17 protein-coding genes are annotated in these 15,475 nt (G+C 39.7%); 10 read left to right on the top strand and 7 right to left on the bottom strand.

The window, feature by feature from the left end; translation table 11 throughout:
- Window positions 1-116: 116 nt before the first annotated feature.
- Window positions 117-1,034, bottom strand: coding sequence for a zinc dependent phospholipase C family protein (locus SPD53_RS12385; RefSeq protein ID WP_336252753.1), 918 nt, complete (start codon window positions 1,032-1,034; stop codon window positions 117-119).
- Window positions 1,035-1,230: 196 nt separating this feature from the next.
- Between SPD53_RS12385 and fumC the strand changes: the two genes are divergently transcribed.
- The 3 genes from fumC to SPD53_RS12370 all read left to right on the top strand — a co-directional run bounded on the left by fumC (window position 1,231) and on the right by SPD53_RS12370 (window position 3,468).
- Window positions 1,231-2,616 (top strand): class II fumarate hydratase, encoded by a 1,386-nt coding sequence (gene fumC, locus SPD53_RS12380; protein WP_336252752.1) that lies wholly within the window; start codon window positions 1,231-1,233, stop codon window positions 2,614-2,616.
- Window positions 2,617-2,777: 161 nt separating this feature from the next.
- Window positions 2,778-2,978 (top strand): alpha/beta-type small acid-soluble spore protein, encoded by a 201-nt coding sequence (locus SPD53_RS12375; protein WP_188857838.1) that lies wholly within the window; start codon window positions 2,778-2,780, stop codon window positions 2,976-2,978.
- A 133-nt stretch (window positions 2,979-3,111) separates the two neighbouring features.
- Window positions 3,112-3,468 carry a YlbF family regulator gene (locus SPD53_RS12370; protein ID WP_188857836.1) on the top strand — a complete coding sequence of 119 codons (357 nt, stop codon included), beginning with the start codon at window positions 3,112-3,114 and terminating at the stop codon, window positions 3,466-3,468.
- A 109-nt stretch (window positions 3,469-3,577) separates the two neighbouring features.
- On the opposite strand, the gene SPD53_RS12365 is transcribed toward SPD53_RS12370, so the two are convergent.
- Entirely contained in the window at window positions 3,578-3,763 is a 186-nt protein-coding gene (locus tag SPD53_RS12365) for a YhzD family protein (RefSeq protein ID WP_336252751.1), read from the bottom strand.
- A 136-nt stretch (window positions 3,764-3,899) separates the two neighbouring features.
- Here SPD53_RS12365 and SPD53_RS12360 point away from each other — a divergent pair, with 136 nt between their 5' ends.
- The 6 genes from SPD53_RS12360 to SPD53_RS12335 all read left to right on the top strand — a co-directional run bounded on the left by SPD53_RS12360 (window position 3,900) and on the right by SPD53_RS12335 (window position 11,882).
- Window positions 3,900-4,799 carry an ABC transporter ATP-binding protein gene (locus SPD53_RS12360; protein ID WP_188857835.1) on the top strand — a complete coding sequence of 300 codons (900 nt, stop codon included), beginning with the start codon at window positions 3,900-3,902 and terminating at the stop codon, window positions 4,797-4,799.
- The gene (locus SPD53_RS12355; protein ID WP_336252750.1) at window positions 4,792-6,051 is read left to right on the top strand and encodes an ABC transporter permease; all 1,260 of its coding nucleotides are present in this window, start codon (window positions 4,792-4,794) and stop codon (window positions 6,049-6,051) included. Before SPD53_RS12360 ends, SPD53_RS12355 begins: the two co-directional genes overlap by 8 nt.
- A 107-nt stretch (window positions 6,052-6,158) precedes the next feature.
- The gene (locus tag SPD53_RS12350) at window positions 6,159-7,397 is read left to right on the top strand and encodes a metallophosphoesterase family protein (RefSeq protein WP_336252749.1); all 1,239 of its coding nucleotides are present in this window, start codon (window positions 6,159-6,161) and stop codon (window positions 7,395-7,397) included.
- Window positions 7,394-10,342 (top strand): ATP-binding protein, encoded by a 2,949-nt coding sequence (locus tag SPD53_RS12345; protein WP_336252748.1) that lies wholly within the window; start codon window positions 7,394-7,396, stop codon window positions 10,340-10,342. Before SPD53_RS12350 ends, SPD53_RS12345 begins: the two co-directional genes overlap by 4 nt.
- Before the next feature lie 35 nt (window positions 10,343-10,377).
- Entirely contained in the window at window positions 10,378-11,604 is a 1,227-nt protein-coding gene (locus tag SPD53_RS12340; RefSeq protein ID WP_336252747.1) for an HD domain-containing protein, read from the top strand.
- A gap of 86 nt (window positions 11,605-11,690) precedes the next feature.
- Window positions 11,691-11,882, top strand: coding sequence for a sporulation YhaL family protein (locus SPD53_RS12335; protein WP_308425602.1), 192 nt, complete (start codon window positions 11,691-11,693; stop codon window positions 11,880-11,882).
- Between the two features lie 48 nt (window positions 11,883-11,930).
- On the opposite strand, the gene SPD53_RS12330 is transcribed toward SPD53_RS12335, so the two are convergent.
- Window positions 11,931-12,812 carry a peptidylprolyl isomerase gene (locus SPD53_RS12330; RefSeq protein ID WP_156854650.1) on the bottom strand — a complete coding sequence of 294 codons (882 nt, stop codon included), beginning with the start codon at window positions 12,810-12,812 and terminating at the stop codon, window positions 11,931-11,933.
- A 105-nt stretch (window positions 12,813-12,917) separates the two neighbouring features.
- The gene (locus SPD53_RS12325; RefSeq protein WP_156854648.1) at window positions 12,918-13,103 is read right to left on the bottom strand and encodes a hypothetical protein; all 186 of its coding nucleotides are present in this window, start codon (window positions 13,101-13,103) and stop codon (window positions 12,918-12,920) included.
- Between the two features lie 192 nt (window positions 13,104-13,295).
- On the opposite strand from SPD53_RS12325, the gene SPD53_RS12320 reads away from it, so the two are divergent.
- A complete protein-coding gene (locus SPD53_RS12320) occupies window positions 13,296-13,628 on the top strand; it encodes a DUF1878 family protein (protein ID WP_156854646.1) in 333 nt (110 codons plus the stop codon).
- Between the two features lie 194 nt (window positions 13,629-13,822).
- Here SPD53_RS12320 and SPD53_RS12315 read toward each other — a convergent pair whose 3' ends face one another.
- The 3 genes from SPD53_RS12315 to SPD53_RS12305 all read right to left on the bottom strand — a co-directional run bounded on the left by SPD53_RS12315 (window position 13,823) and on the right by SPD53_RS12305 (window position 15,396).
- A complete protein-coding gene (locus SPD53_RS12315) occupies window positions 13,823-14,158 on the bottom strand; it encodes a YtxH domain-containing protein (RefSeq protein WP_156854644.1) in 336 nt (111 codons plus the stop codon).
- 157 nt (window positions 14,159-14,315) lie between these two features.
- Window positions 14,316-14,837 (bottom strand): tryptophan transporter, encoded by a 522-nt coding sequence (locus tag SPD53_RS12310; protein WP_156854642.1) that lies wholly within the window; start codon window positions 14,835-14,837, stop codon window positions 14,316-14,318.
- Between the two features lie 130 nt (window positions 14,838-14,967).
- Window positions 14,968-15,396, bottom strand: a complete 429-nt coding sequence (locus tag SPD53_RS12305; RefSeq protein ID WP_156854640.1) for an HIT family protein — start codon at window positions 15,394-15,396, stop codon at window positions 14,968-14,970.
- Window positions 15,397-15,475: the final 79 nt, after the last annotated feature.

Below are 15,475 nucleotides of genomic sequence, written 5' to 3'. Positions count from 1 at the left end.
CACCAGCCGCCCGCGGAAAGCGAGAGGTGTCTGGACTGCGAACCTCCAGTAGAACTTGCACTTTCGCTGTATGAAAGCAAAAGGACTGGGATTCGGTTTCCGGTCTTTTTTTGGTTTTACACAATCGGTTCGCTATATTTATTTACCAATCCGAGTTCGAGGGGTTTTCCTGTATCGTAGGAAATGTTTCCAATTAAGTCTTTCAATTTTTCCATGGAAAAGGAAGCCCCTTTTTCCCAGTAATTCAACACCTCCGTTACAATATCGATACCTTCCACACGGCTTTCATTATAAAGTTCAATAAAACTTTTATTAGATGGTTCCTTCGTTGCAGGGTGGAACCATGTCGTATGCTTTAAATTTAAGTAATCGACATTATTACGAATTGGCTGATGGGAATAAGCGGAGATCAAGTTTCCAAGTAATTTATTTTTAATGCCAGAAGGATCTGACAATATTTTTAATGCGAGCAGCATATCCCGGTATGCTTTTTGAATATAAGTATCATCATCTCTTCTTAAGCTTGGATAGTTTTTATTTATTAGTGCTGCTAACAGCCTTGTAATCCGGGAGTCGAGCTTTCTTCCAATATCAATTTCTTTATAGACAGGAGTTTTCCATGTTTTTAAATTATGGTATTTATCCATCATCAGTGTATCGATTTGAATCTCTAATCGTTGGTGGTCATTACCTTCATAACCAGCACGGAAATGGATGTATGGGTGTGTATTACGATCAAGTACATGATGGGTGACAAAGCCGATAACAAACGCTTTTACCTCTTTGGATTTATTTTTAGCGGCTGCAATCATATCGAGGAGGAATGGTCCACACTGACTCGTATGCAAGGATGTGCCTACTTGATGAACCGGTTCATCCTTTACCCACGGCCAAAAGTTATAATAGAAAAAAGGATCTGGCCCTTGAGCACCTAATCTCATATAATTCTCAATCTGCTGTGAAAATGGATGTAATTTTCCAACTGTATCAATCACATCTTCACAAAAGAGAATATGCGTCCATATATTTGGCATCGTGATTTCCTCCTTTTTATTAGTAATCGTTTATCTTTTATATAGTATATAGTAAAATTCCACCGTATCACCCCCGTAGTAGTACAAATTTGTGTCAATTGACGCTCAAGGAACCGGGAATGTAAAGAAGTGTAGTTTCCGGCAAAAGTTTGATACAATATAGGAGGTATCATCATATTACAGGGAGGAACTCGAATTGGATTATCGTTTGGAGAAAGATACAATAGGGGAAATTAAGGTTCCTGCAGATAAATTCTGGGGAGCACAAACACAAAGAAGTAAGCAGAACTTTCCAATTGGTACAGAAAAGATGCCGAAAGAAATTATTCAAGCTTTTGCTGTATTGAAAAAGAGTGCAGCTAAAGTGAATAGTGCACTCGGGCTTCTAGATGAAAAAAAGGCAGATGCAATTGAATATGCAGCAGATGAAGTATTAGCGGGTCGTGTTGATGAACACTTTCCATTAGTCGTCTGGCAAACTGGAAGCGGTACACAATCGAATATGAACGTAAATGAGGTACTTAGTTTTATCGGTAACGAGTGGCTGGAGCAAGAGGGAAGTGATTTACGTCTTCACCCAAATGATGATGTTAACAAATCCCAAAGCTCAAATGATACATACCCAACAGCGATGCATATTGCCTTTGTTTTAAAGCTTGAGGATCATGTATTACCGGCTGTAGATGTACTGAAAAAGACATTGAAAGAGAAAGCTGATGCATTTGCTGATATTGTAAAAATTGGGCGTACGCACTTACAGGATGCAACACCACTGACACTAGGGCAGGAAATTAGTGGCTGGCATCGAATGCTCGAAAAAGTAGAAAGTATGATCAAGAGCAGTATTCCGGAATTAAAAGAATTGGCACTTGGCGGAACAGCAGTAGGTACTGGACTGAATGCCCATCCGGAATTTGCTGAACGGGTTGCAAAACAAATTAGTGACTATACAGGGAAAGATTTCGTAACTGCAAAAAATAAATTTCATTCTTTAACAAGCTATGATGAAACCGTATTTGCACATGGTGCTTTAAAAGCGCTTGCAGCAGATATGATGAAGATTGCAAATGATGTGCGCTGGCTCGCAAGCGGTCCGCGTTCTGGTCTCGGTGAAATAACGATTCCATCAAATGAACCAGGAAGCTCGATTATGCCAGGTAAAGTGAACCCGACCCAAAGCGAAGCAGTAACAATGGTCGCTGCTCAAGTAATGGGGAATGATGCAGCGGTAGGCTTTGCTGCAAGCCAAGGAAACTTTGAACTTAATGTCTATAAACCAGTGATAGCTTATAACTTCTTACAATCTGCCGGGCTGTTGGCGGATAGTATCGTATCATTCAATGACCGTTGTGCTATTGGCATCGAGCCAAATCATGAAGTAATTGATAAGCATTTAAATGAGTCGTTGATGCTCGTTACAGCATTAAACCCGCATATTGGCTATGAAAATGCAGCGAAAATAGCTAAGACTGCTTTTGAAGAGAATTCAACTTTGAAAGAAACAGCAGTTAAATTAGGATTATTAACGGAAGAAGAATTTGATAAATATGTTGTACCGGAAGAAATGACACACCCAAAATAAGTTTTATGCTTATGAAACGGCTCTGCTTCACAGGATGAAGTGGGGTCGTTTTTTTATGCTTAGAGCGAACTGGAATCATAGCTACATTTTACCAGTGAATTTTTGTCATAAGTTTAGTTGTTTTAGCTGACAATAGGATTACAGAAGGAGGTGAAAGTCCAATGGCTAACAATAACTCAAACCAATTAGTAGTTCCTGGTGTACAACAAGCACTTGATCAAATGAAAGTTGAAATTGCTCAAGAGTTTGGTGTTAATCTAGGAGCAGACACAACTTCTCGTGCTAACGGTTCCGTTGGTGGAGAAATTACAAAACGTCTAGTTCGTACTGCGCAGCAACAGCTTAGTGGTGGCGGACAATAACAAAAGCAAATAAATAGTGGGCAGGCAGTGATGCTTGCCCACTTCCATTTTAGAAATCTTACATAAGTTCATGGTATACATTCTCCAATTCATTTGATATAGTAAGGCTATCTTACTTTTGGGAGGCTTTATGATGTCAAATATTTATGATCATGCTTATCATTTGGAAAAAGCAATTCGAGAAAGCACTGATTTCCAAAACTTAAAATCAGCTTATGAAGCAGTAATGAACGATCCGGAGTCTAAGCAAATGTTTGAAAGTTTCCGGGATACCCAGTTGAATTTACAGGAGAAACAAATGCAAGGCTTGGATATTACAGATGAAGAAGTAGAAAAAGCCCGGAATGTAGTTGAGCTTGTTCAGGATAATCCGACAATCGCTAAACTTATGGAAGAAGAGCAGCGTTTAAATGTTATTATCGGCGATATTAGCTCGATTATTACAAAACCATTAGAGGAAGTTTATGGCTTTAATCAAGATGAACAGTAAGCATATAAAAAACTCACAGAAATAATATCTGTGAGTTTTTTATATGGGTAGGAAACTATAAAATAAAAATGAATTTCTAGTGGTAGCAACGCCCTCTACCCCTTTGATACTAGCGGTGGAATAAGATTAGTTTCGCTTCGGGGGTGACGCAACGGTGAGTGTGCTCGGAATAATTATGTTCCGCAAGTTTTTCTTCACCAATTTTCTTTGCCTGTTCATCATTGTCTGCTGTAAATGCTTCATCGAGCAATTTTTCCCCGTCTGGATTGAATACGGTCAGAAAGTATTCTCTCATATGTAATGCTCCTCTCTGTTTCTTGCTTCCATTATAATTCATAACTCGAAATTATGCGAAAATAATTGCGGTCGAAAAATAAACGAAACCATTTACTAAGGAAAGCCGTAGTATTAGAAAGGGAGGGGATGGAAGAATGGCACTAATTATTGATCATGTTACGAAACGATTTGGTGAATTTACTGCCGTCGATCAATTGAATTTAAGAATACCGAAAGAAGAGATATTCGGATTTCTTGGGGGAAATGGTGCGGGGAAAACAACGACGTTCCGAATGTTGCTTGGATTATTAGATAAGACGGAGGGAAAAATAACGTGGAACGGGAAAGCGATTGATTATGAGACGAGTAATCTGATTGGGTATTTACCGGAAGAACGTGGACTTTACCCGAAATTAACTGTGAAAAACCAACTCGTGTATTTAGCAAGGCTTCGTGGAATGGAGAAGAAAGCAATTCTGCAAGAGCTTGAAAAATGGTTAGAGCGTTTTAAAGTACCGGAATATATGAATAAGAAAATAGAGGAGCTTTCGAAAGGGAACCAGCAGAAGATTCAATTCATCTCAGCGGTTATCCATCGCCCGGAATTGCTTATTTTAGACGAGCCATTCTCTGGGCTGGATCCAATTAATGTAGAAATGTTGAAAGAAGCTGTCTTGGATTTGAAAGAACAAGGAACGACGATCGTATTCTCGTCCCATCAGATGTCACATGTAGAAGAGTTGTGCCAATTCCTTTGCATTTTACAAAAAGGAAGACCAGTCGTTCAAGGATCGTTACGCGAAATTAAACGATCATTTGGCAAGAAAAATTTACGAATTCATGGCGATTTTCCACTTGACTTTTTAAGGGAATTTCCAGGAGTTGTAAAGTATCGAAGGATGAATGAAGGTTGTGACTTACAGATTTTAAATGAGGCTGTGTCACAAGATATTTTTAAGGAATTACAAGGTAAAGGATTCATCCGCAAGTTTGAGTTGGAAGAGCCATCGTTAAATGACATCTTTATAGAAAAGGTGGGTTCGTCATATGAATAAATTTTGGGTTATTTTAGGCCATACATATTTGGAAAAGTTGAAATCAAAAACTTTTATTATTACGACAGCCCTTATGCTGCTACTCGTTGTTGCTGCGGCTAACTTTCAAACGATTGCAGACTTTTTTGTAGGTGGCGAAGATGAAAAGGACAAAATTGCTGTCATCGACCATTCGGATACACTGTTTGAGCCGTATAAGCAAAGTGTCGAGGCGGCAAACGATTCATTGGAGCTGATTCCTTACGACGACTCGGAGGATGCGGGGAAAGCAGCTGTCGAAGAAGAGGAATTTGCCGCTCTCGTCGTTATGCAAATGAATGAAGAGGGCAGGCCAGAAGCGACCTATTATGCGAATAATATTACCGATTCGTTCACGCAATCCGTCTTAGAGGAGCAATTGCAACAGATAAAAGTTGCGCTATCGATTGAGCAAGCTGGCTTTGATGAACAAGCGATTCAAGAGATTTACGCTCCGGTGAATTTTGAATCGGTGGCGCTCGACCAGGATGCTAAAACATTGGAGGAAATGTTCCAAGCACAAGGCATTGTCTATGTCATGGTTTTCTTTATGTATATGGTTGTCATCTTGTACGGTCAAATGATTGCCCAAGACGTTGCGAATGAGAAATCATCTCGAGTAATGGAGATTCTAATCTCAAGTGCCTCACCGGTGAGCCATATGTTTGCCAAAATATTTGGAGTTGCGTTAGTTGGTTTAACACAGATCTTGTTGCTAGTCGGTGTTGGTTACACGCTCATTAGCAGCAGGAAAGAGGAACTCGCCGGAAGTTTCCTTGATGAGGTCGGGTTAGTTGAAATTCCGGTTGATCTGATTATTTATGCAATTATTTTCTTTTTACTTGGCTATATGTTATACGCAACCTTGGCAGCGATGCTCGGTTCACTCGTAAGTCGGTCGGAAGATGTTGGTCAGTTGATCATGCCGATGATTATTCTTATTGTTATTGCATTTCTTGTTGCCATATTTGGACTGGGAGCTCCGGAATCAACAATCGTAACGATCTCATCCTTTATTCCGTTCTTTACTCCAATGGTCATGATTTTGCGAATTGGGATGCTGAGTCTGCCAATTTGGGAAATCGGCTTATCCATTGTGATATTAATCATCTCGATCATTATCCTTGGTCTAATAGGAGCACGAGTATATAAAGGCGGCGTACTCATGTACGGAAGAACAGGCTCCCTCAAAGACTTCACAAAAGCAATCCGCCTCTCGAAAAAAGAAAAATAATATCTAAACTGGGACATTGGCTCTGACCCCATGTCCCGCGAATAGAACGTGCATTCTTATTGGTGCTCTGTTAAAATAGAGGTATGATGCTGGACGGAGGTAGGGAAATGGATCGTGAAGTAACGTTTATTCATGCGGCTGATTTGCATCTTGATAGCCCGTTTAAAGGTTTAATGGATATGCCTGCTGAATTATTTGAGGAAATTAAGGAGAGCACCTTCCAAGCACTGCTTGAGCTTGTTCGTGCTGCTATTGAAAATAGGGTCGATTTCGTTTTAATTACTGGTGACCTTTTTGATAATGAAAAGCAAAGTTTGAAAGCGCAAATCCGGTTAAAAAAAGCCTTTGAGCAATTGAAGGAACAAGAAATTGAAGTGTTTTTAAGTTATGGGAACCATGATTTCCTGAATGGGAATATTCACCAAGTCACTTATCCAGACAATGTTCATCTTTTCCCGGATGAACAGGTGCGTGCCCTCGACTTTTATAAAAATGGAGAAGTAATGGCGAAGATTTACGGTTTCAGCTATGAGAACCGTGCAGTCATTGAAAATAAAACAAGTGAATATGTAATAGAAGACCAGGCTACCGTGCCATTCCATATCGCGATGTTGCATGGGAGCATCCAAGGCAATGAAGAGCATGATACATATGCACCTTTCCGGTTATCCGAACTAATGGAAAAAGACTTCCGTTACTGGGCTCTTGGCCATATACATAAGCGTGCTGTTTTAAAAGATGATCCGTATATCGTCTACCCAGGTAATATTCAAGGCAGACACCGCAAGGAAACTGGGGAGAAGGGATGTTATCTCGTACAGTTAACAGAAAGTCAAACGACCCTCGAATTTATCCCGCTAAATCGAATTTTGTTTGTCCCGCTCACGGTTGATGTGTCCGAATGTGAGGCAGCCTATCAGCTTGAAACGATCCTGACGGAGAAACTTAAAACAATGAAAACAAGCAAGCCGCAGCTCATCGACCTTACACTTCAAGCGAACGAATCAACATTACGAAATTGGCAAACGGACGGGCAACTGGAAGATATTGTGGAAATAATAAATGAATCTTTCACTACGAATCCGAATTGGCGCTATATTTTTCATGTGCAGCTAGATATACAAGAAATGTTTGAGTTAAGGGAAACTCAGGATGGGGAGCATTTTATCGGTGAACTCCAGCGAACTTTTGAAAGGAACTCTGGAATGGAGTATTTAGAACAACTTTATCAGCACCGTCAAGCCCGGAAATTTTTGGAACTTCCATCCCAAGAAGAAGTATCAGAATGGAAAGAAACAGCACGGTCCAGTCTGTTCGACCAACTGTTGAGAGGGGGAGGGCGATGAGATTTGTTCGTGCCAAGTTATTTGGTTTTGGAAAATGGGTCGATAAGGAATTTGATTTTAATGCCAGTCCACTTTTTATTTACGGGGAAAATGAGTCGGGCAAATCAACGCTCCATCAATTTATATTGTTTATGTTATTTGGGATGCAGCCGAAAGAGCGGAAGTTTTACCAACCGAAGATGAGCAGCAAATTAGGTGGACAATTAGTTATTGCAGATCCAAAAGTCGGTACTTACACGATTGAACGCTTCGATGATAAACATAACGGGAAAGCAGTATGCTTCACTTCTTCTGGCGATACCTATGACGAAACTTGGTTAAAAGAACGGCTTCAAGGAATGAATCTAGCTACCTATCAAGCTATATTCTCTTTTTCCGCTCTTGATTTGAACGCAATTAAACAAATGCAGGAAGAAAATCTTGGTGATGTATTGCTCAGTATCGGATTGACCGGCTCAAGCAATATTTATGAATTAGAGAAACAGCTGGACAACCGGCTTGGGGAGATGTTTAAACCCTATGGGAAAAATCCGGCAATCAACAAGCAATTGCAAGTTGTCGAGCATCTAGGGGATGAACTTGCCGTTATCCAAAAAGAAGAGTCCACTTACCGCAAAAAAGTTCTTGAATCCCTTGAGCTCGAGGATACGTTAAACAAGCTTAAGCGCCAGCAAGCAAATCTGACAGGAGAAATTCGCACGGTAACGAAGAAACTCACAGCGTTACCAGTCCTGAAAGAATTCCAGCATCTCAACAAGAAACAAGAGCAATATGAAACAACCTATAACTTTCCTGCAAGCGGCATCGCACGCCTTGAAAAATTACACGACACACTGCGACCACTTGAAAGTGAACTCGCAGTTTTGAAAAGTAATGAAGAAAATTACCGCGATAACGCTTCCCAATTAGAAAATCAGCGCTTGGCCGAATCGACAGTTGAAACGTTAAAAATTCAAAGACGTCACAAAGAACGATACACAGTTTTAAAAAATACAGAAGAAAACTTGTATCAGCGGAAAGTGGAACTTACGAAGAAAATTACGAATGAGCTAACGGATTTACAATTAAAGATAGATGCAGCTGAACTTCAGGACTTATCCGTACCCTTTTATATTGAAGAAACATGGAAGCAAATCAAAGCAGATAAAGAGAAGCTTGAACAGGAAAGAATCAGTATTGAAACGGAAAAGAACGGATTAATGGAAGAAGAAAATTACTTGCAAGCAAAACTCGGTGAGATAAAATCCACGCTTTTACCGGAAGAAGAAGTCGCCTCGTTGAAACGGAAACTGGAAAAAGGGAAGGAACAGGAACAACTGGAACGTCTGTATGAAGCAAGTATGAATCAGCAGCAATCTTTTGCAGAAGACAAGAAACAAAGAATCAAGCGTGCGAATCAACTATTTTTAATTGGAATCATCCTTGCTATCTTCTCGACTGTTCTTGCGTTTGGTATGGACGTGTCTTTACTTTATGGTGTTGCACTGTTTCTATTCCTGCTTGCGACAGGACAATATTTATTTCATAAACAGCATATCAAAGCTATGGAAAAGCTCATCCGGTCCCAACCAGGACTAAGCAATGCACAAAAATTGTCGGATGAGGAAATATACCGCATGCAAAGTCAGCTTGAAGCAGAGGATGAAAAGTTGCGTGAATTAAAAGCTGTACAATCGGATATTCAAATACAGCAATTAAATATTCTCAAATGGGAAGAAAAAGAACGTATGTATTTGGAAAAGGTAAGACGACTCACGGATCAAACGGAAGAACAGCTTATGCTATATCCGTTCCTGGAACCGATTAATAGCAGTTACTGGCCGGACTATTTTAATCGAATCAAGGAATTGCTTCGCCTACAAAACGAACGGGATCGCTTGGTAAAAGAAATGGAAGAGATTAAGATGAAAGAAAAGCAAATAGAAGAAGAACTGATCATCTATCTTCATCAATTCGGGGAAACTTCGATTGGCTCACCGGCGGAAGCTTTTCTATTTATTGAGCAAACATTAGAAAAAGAAGTGGAGCTAGAGCAAAGAATCAACCAGATTCATGAATTAATCGATCACACTCAGGAACAGAAGGAAAATATGTTAAAACGCATAGCTGTGCACAAGCAAGAGCTAGCCGAGCTTTTACAGCAAGCTCAAGTGGAAACGGAAGAGGAATTTTACAAGCTGGCAAATTATCTTACAGAAAAAAGAGAGCTGGAAGCAGCACTGGAAGCGAATAAACAGCAGCTCGACTCGATTTTCCCGCAGCATTCTTGGGCGAGCATTGTGAAAGAAGAGCTCGATCCATTTAGTTTGGAGGAACGCGCGCAAGCACTCGAATCTCTTGCAGCCACGACGGAAACTGAAATAGACGAAATTCAAAAGAAACTTACCGAAGTGAATATGGAATTAAAAAGACTCGAAGGCTCCGATGCTTATTCATCGAAGCTCCATCAATTTGAAATGGAAAAGGAAAAATTAAACCAACTTGCAAAAGATTGGGCGATTGCTAACATGCAAAGAGAAATGTTAGCTGAGACAAAGCAACGATACCAGAAGAAATATTTAACGAAAGTAGTGGAGGAAACAACTACTATTTTACATACCATTACGGATGGACGATATACGAACGTTTTTGCACCGAAAGCGAAGGGGACGTTTCAAGTAATGTCGGCGGAAGGATTGCGCTTTAACGTAAATGAACTTTCTCAAGGAACAATGAACCAGCTTTATGTTTCTTTGCGTCTTGCGATTAGTAAGGTCATGACAGAGAAACATCAGCTTCCTTTCATTTTGGATGATGCATTCGTTCACTTTGACGAGCTACGTGTCGAGCGAATGATCCGTGTCCTTCAAGAGATTGCAACGAAGCAGCAGGTCATTATGTTTACTTGTAAATCAGACGTGCGGACGGTTTGTGAGAGAGAGAATATTCCAAGTGTCTATGTATAAAGACGTGATAAATTTATGTTTATGGAGGGAAGAGGATGAGCGAGCAGCAACACTATTTCTATGGGTTGATTCCGGTTGAAGTTCGGATGACGCCGGAAAGAAAGGAAGAGATATTACAGCAATACCCGGTTCCGATTCTTCCGGACGAGGGAGCAACTTTTGAAATTGACCAGGAAACAAAGGGAAATAGCGTCACATTAAGGCTCCTTTTAAATGAAGTGAATGTCCAGACGACAAAGACAAATAAGCAATTTTTAAAAATGACGTTCAGTAATAATACGGGAACGATACAAGCGAAAATGTGGGATAATCAAGGAGCTGTTGAGAAAAATTTCCCATTGCTAGAAGCATACTCTGTTTTTGATGTGGAAGCGGTAGTTGATGAGTTTCGCGGCTTTAAGTCGCTTACGATCCAGCGCCTTGAACCTTGTGAGGGAGAAATTGATCCATTTTCCTATTTGCCTTATACAAAACAGAGCATTGAAGATTATACGGTGGAAATCTTCTCTTATATCGATGAACTATCCAGCCCGTATCGTGAATTTTCTATAGCTGTTTTGGATCAGTTCTGGAAAGAATTTTCCATTAGTCCTGCCGCAAAAGGATTCCATCACAATTATTTAGGTGGTTTGTTGAAGCACACAGTCGGTCTCATGCGCTTTGCCCGTTATATCGTGAAGCAGGAAGAAAATCCATTTCAAGCTGTGATGAAATTAATTCAAATCGTCGAGAAAGCTTACAAACAGGAATTGTGGTCGAATTACCAGTCAGAGGAAAGATGGGTGAGACCGGTCTGGCAAGAGACAATTGATCACCTCTATCAAATGCTCGCTGGGATGATGGATCATAAAGAAGAAGTTGTGAATTATGATGCACTGCTTACTAGTATTCTTTTACACGATATCGGGAAAATGCTGGAATATGATTTTGCCGGTAAGCATTATGAATCGTTTGACTTTCTTTATCCGACGGCCGATAAGAGCAGTTTACAAAAAAGAAAGCAGGCAGGAATAGCGATGGATGAACTTGGTGTGATGATAGGCCATATTCCATATGGGACATTAATCCTTACAAAAATGGTTGAGCGAGAGGGGATAGCATTTACGATAGAAGATATCCATCTCATGTCGCATTGTATCCTCTGTCATCACGGTCTGCCGGAATGGGGAGCAAGTGTGAAACCACAAACTATTGAAGGTTATCTGATTCATATCGTCGACTACTTGGACAGCAGATATGAGAACACAGAAACTGTGAAATAGGAATTTTCTTTTCCACTGGAGAGGAATTTTTGTCCGTTTCTTTTCATATAGTTAGATAGAAACACTTGGACAAGGAGGGGGAAAAGATGATAATTGGAGGTGTTCCTTTATGGGTATTTATTGTCATCTTATTAGTATTCTTCAGCGGCTATATGGCTTTTCGCGCAATGCAGACGGATAGGAAAGTAGACCAGGAATTTATAGAAAGAGAAGGCGAAATATACATGGAGCGGATGAGAGAAGAAAAAGAAAGGAAAGCGCTTCGTGAACAAGAATAAATAATAGAAAAAAGCTACTTTCATTTTAGAAAGTAGCTTTTTTCTATGTTAGCCTTCTGCTCCATCTTCTTCTGGCTCAACAGGCTCAAACATATCTTCAAATTTATCGATTTTCACTTTTACATCTGCATCTTGCAGGATGTTGTCAATTTTCGTAGCTGCTTGGGACATGTCCATCTTCGCAATTTGTAACTCTCTACGGATATCTTCTTTCACATCTTCCAGCTCTTCCACATCTTCTACATCTCGAATGTCATTTACTTTAATAATATGGAATCCATATTGTGATTCAACTGGATCACTGATTTCGCCAACTTCCATATTGTAAGCAGCATCTTCAAACTCAGGAACCATACTACCAGCTGTGAAATAGCCAAGTTTTCCTTCATCTTGTGCAGAACCATCTGTGGAGTATTCCGCGGCCAATTCACCGAAATCTTCGCCGTCATCAAGTTTTTTCTTCACTTCATTAGCTGTTTCCTCGTCGGCAACAAGAATATGCTGGGCATCGATTTCAGTCTTGGATCGATCGTAGCGTTGTTCGATTTCTTCATCCGTAATCTCAATATCTTCGGCTAAAGCTTGTTCTTGCAAGAGACTGAGATAGAGGACATCGGCATAATCTTCTTCGCTCTCAAAGCCGCTCTGTTGCAGAACCATATCAAAGTTCTCTCCGAACTGTTCCTTTGCTAATTCAATTTCTTCGTCAATCATCTCATCTGTAACTTCATATTTATCTTCTAAGACCTTAACGGTAACTAATTCTCTTAGTACTTCTTCCCCGTATCGATCTTTTAATTCCTCATAAAATTCGTCTTTTGTTACATTTCCTGCGCTCGTTTCTACTACTGTTTCCGAGTCATCCCCGCTACAGGCTGATAGGGTGATAACACCAACAGTAAATAGAGCAGCCATGGCAAATTTCTTCATGTAGAACACTCCTAATCATTATGTCTTTACATTAATCATATTTTTAAATATATCATACTTTATGATGAAATAAATAGTAAAACAGCGAATACCTAACAAATACCTTTAAACTGCCACATTTAGAATACGGAGATATGAACAAACGAGCATGGTGACCATAATCATGTTGATCACTTTATATACCCGCTTTGATTTAAGTTCATTAAGTTCCATTTTCCGGCAGAAGTTATACGTCATTGTATTGAAAATTAATAAAATGATAAAAGCAAAAAAGAGATAGAAAATAAACAATCAAAGCCCCCCTGTATCTTTCCAAATCTATATCCTCTACTTTACCAAAAAATCGGCTAGCTGAACAGTCCCAACCGAAGTCGTAAATAGGGTTAGGGTGTATTAAATCTTCTATCAAATGAAATTGTATGATATGATTTACATACTCAATTAATTAGCGGTAAAGGTCTTGTGGCAGGAGGTGGGACGAAAATGAAGGAACACAGCAGTACAATAACTTCTTTTCAAATTCAGTTGCTTTCAAGAATTATTGATATGGATGAATATCCTTTTTTAAAATTGGTGATTGAACAGAATATTAGTGAAGAAGAGTATAATGAATTATTCGCCCATCTCAATAGTCAGCAAGCTATGTATGAGGAACAGAAAAATGAAGGTTTATTGGATTTCAGTTCGCTCCTCATCGAATTTGCCGGGTTATTAAATGAAAAACTGGATCCTACAACAACGATTCATGCCCTTCGTAAAGAAAATTATTTCCCCGAACTAATGGATGAATATATAAAAATTTTACAAGAATCATAAAGTGAAATTTTATTCAGTGGGGGTTTCCTTACTCCCCATTGAATGTTAGTTGAACCGAATCAGGGATTTACGGACTGTATATTCTCCACCTTCATATGTTGGGCTTCCTCCTGTTTAGAGGTGAGGGGTATTACAGATCGTTAATGCGTGATAAAAAATCAGGACGCAGCTCTTAACCCACGTCCCGATTTTTATTAAATGCTTTTTACTTTATTCTCAAGGTCTCTTAGGCTTGCTTCGATTTGTTCGAGATAATGGTAAATTCCCTCTTGGTGAGGTTCTACAGTTTCTTTCCATTCTTCCACCGATTTCTTCATCTCGTCCGTTAATTCCTTTACAATTACAACGCCTTCCTTAGAAGTTTCACGCAATTGATCTTTCAAATTATTGATCAGATTCAACATATCAATGAACTGATCTTTCAGGCAGTTCCTGACATCGCGACCTGATACAGGTGTACTCAACAATGCTGCTGAAGCGCCAATTGCGCCACCAACAAGAATTCCAAGAACTATTGATTTACTAGACATAACAGATCTGCTCCCTTCTGCTTATACTGCTATCTTTCACCATTCCCGGACAAACGAAACATGGGAAATGATTCTCTATTTCCATTATAACAGATTTATTACCAGGTGCTAATTCTTTCGTAAAAAAATCCTCTAATCGAAATTAGAGGATTTAAGTTTACGATACTGATATTGGATTGGACCGTCTGAAGATACCTTGCACAATCGGATAAACAACTACCATAATTACTGCATTCACTGCCATTGCAGGAAGAACAACGAGTAGGAAGAGGGAAATTAATCCACCCTCTGGAATACCTGCAATCAGGGAGATGACCGTAATGAAGATCGAACCACTGATCAAAGTCCCAATACCGGCTAGGGCAGGAGCTGTAATGTTTTCGTTTAAACGACCCTTTAATGCGAGGAAAATCGCCAGAACAAGAAAAGCGGTGATTGGTTTATCTATAACGTTTGCAATTTGACCACCGGGTGCTCCGGTTGTTAGTGCTGACATGATTCCCGTTGCTAAGGAAAGCACGAGAACGTATTTCGGTTTCGGGAATAAGAAAATCCCGAGGAACATCATGGACAACAACATATCCGGCTTCACTCCGAAGAATAACGGTGGGATAATTGCATGTAACACCGCACCAATCCCTACAAGTAACGACAATATAACTAGAACTTTAACTTTCATTCTAAACCTCTCCTATTCTCTTCTCATCTAAGGTTTCCAACTGTACACTCATTGTCAGTTGCGAAACGTTAGATTTATTATACCAGAAGTACCCGGAAATGAATAGGGAATTTTTTATACAATTCTGTTACTATTTCACGTTACCGCGGATTTCTCCTGCGATTTGTTGTAAGTCTTCGCTCGTATACTGATCACCATGAACTGTCCAGCCAAGATCATAACCATCGCCTTTACCGTAACGCGGAATGAGGTGGAGATGTAAATGGAATACTGATTGTTCTGCAGCAGCTTCGTTATTATTCAACACGTTCATTCCTTTTGGCTCATATGCTTCTTTAATCGCATTAGCTATCTTAGGAACACGCTCAAATAACTCTCTTGCTACCTCTGGCGGTGTTTCATAAATATTTTTCGTATGTGTCTTAGGAATAATCAATGTATGTCCCTTCGTTACTTGACTAATATCTAAGAAGGCATAGACATGCTCGTCCTCATATACCTTTGCAGATGGGACTTCTCCCTCTATGATTTTACAAAAAATACAATCTTCATGACTCATAAAACCTTCACTCCTTCTATGTATTTGTACATCCATTGTACCTGTTGTGGCGTGAAAATTCAAAATTCAAAAGCTTTGA

It is taken from the genome of Oceanobacillus sp. MO10714A (genome assembly GCF_037072045.1).
Taxonomy (GTDB): Bacteria; Bacillota; Bacilli; order Bacillales; family Amphibacillaceae; genus Oceanobacillus; species Oceanobacillus indicireducens.
Note: the sequence above shows the minus strand (reverse complement) of the source record. Positions and strands in the feature narration are given on the sequence as shown.

Coding starts and splice junctions, on each gene's coding strand:
- SPD53_RS12385 (WP_336252753.1), bottom strand. CDS start 1,034: ATGCCAAATATATGGACGCATATTCTCTTTTGTGAAGATGTGATTGAT.
- SPD53_RS12375 (WP_188857838.1), top strand. CDS start 2,778: ATGGCTAACAATAACTCAAACCAATTAGTAGTTCCTGGTGTACAACAA.
- SPD53_RS12370 (WP_188857836.1), top strand. CDS start 3,112: ATGTCAAATATTTATGATCATGCTTATCATTTGGAAAAAGCAATTCGA.
- SPD53_RS12365 (WP_336252751.1), bottom strand. CDS start 3,763: ATGAGAGAATACTTTCTGACCGTATTCAATCCAGACGGGGAAAAATTG.
- SPD53_RS12360 (WP_188857835.1), top strand. CDS start 3,900: ATGGCACTAATTATTGATCATGTTACGAAACGATTTGGTGAATTTACT.
- SPD53_RS12355 (WP_336252750.1), top strand. CDS start 4,792: ATGAATAAATTTTGGGTTATTTTAGGCCATACATATTTGGAAAAGTTG.
- SPD53_RS12350 (WP_336252749.1), top strand. CDS start 6,159: ATGGATCGTGAAGTAACGTTTATTCATGCGGCTGATTTGCATCTTGAT.
- SPD53_RS12345 (WP_336252748.1), top strand. CDS start 7,394: ATGAGATTTGTTCGTGCCAAGTTATTTGGTTTTGGAAAATGGGTCGAT.
- SPD53_RS12340 (WP_336252747.1), top strand. CDS start 10,378: ATGAGCGAGCAGCAACACTATTTCTATGGGTTGATTCCGGTTGAAGTT.
- SPD53_RS12335 (WP_308425602.1), top strand. CDS start 11,691: ATGATAATTGGAGGTGTTCCTTTATGGGTATTTATTGTCATCTTATTA.
- SPD53_RS12330 (WP_156854650.1), bottom strand. CDS start 12,812: ATGAAGAAATTTGCCATGGCTGCTCTATTTACTGTTGGTGTTATCACC.
- SPD53_RS12320 (WP_156854646.1), top strand. CDS start 13,296: ATGAAGGAACACAGCAGTACAATAACTTCTTTTCAAATTCAGTTGCTT.
- SPD53_RS12315 (WP_156854644.1), bottom strand. CDS start 14,158: ATGTCTAGTAAATCAATAGTTCTTGGAATTCTTGTTGGTGGCGCAATT.
- SPD53_RS12310 (WP_156854642.1), bottom strand. CDS start 14,837: ATGAAAGTTAAAGTTCTAGTTATATTGTCGTTACTTGTAGGGATTGGT.
- SPD53_RS12305 (WP_156854640.1), bottom strand. CDS start 15,396: ATGAGTCATGAAGATTGTATTTTTTGTAAAATCATAGAGGGAGAAGTC.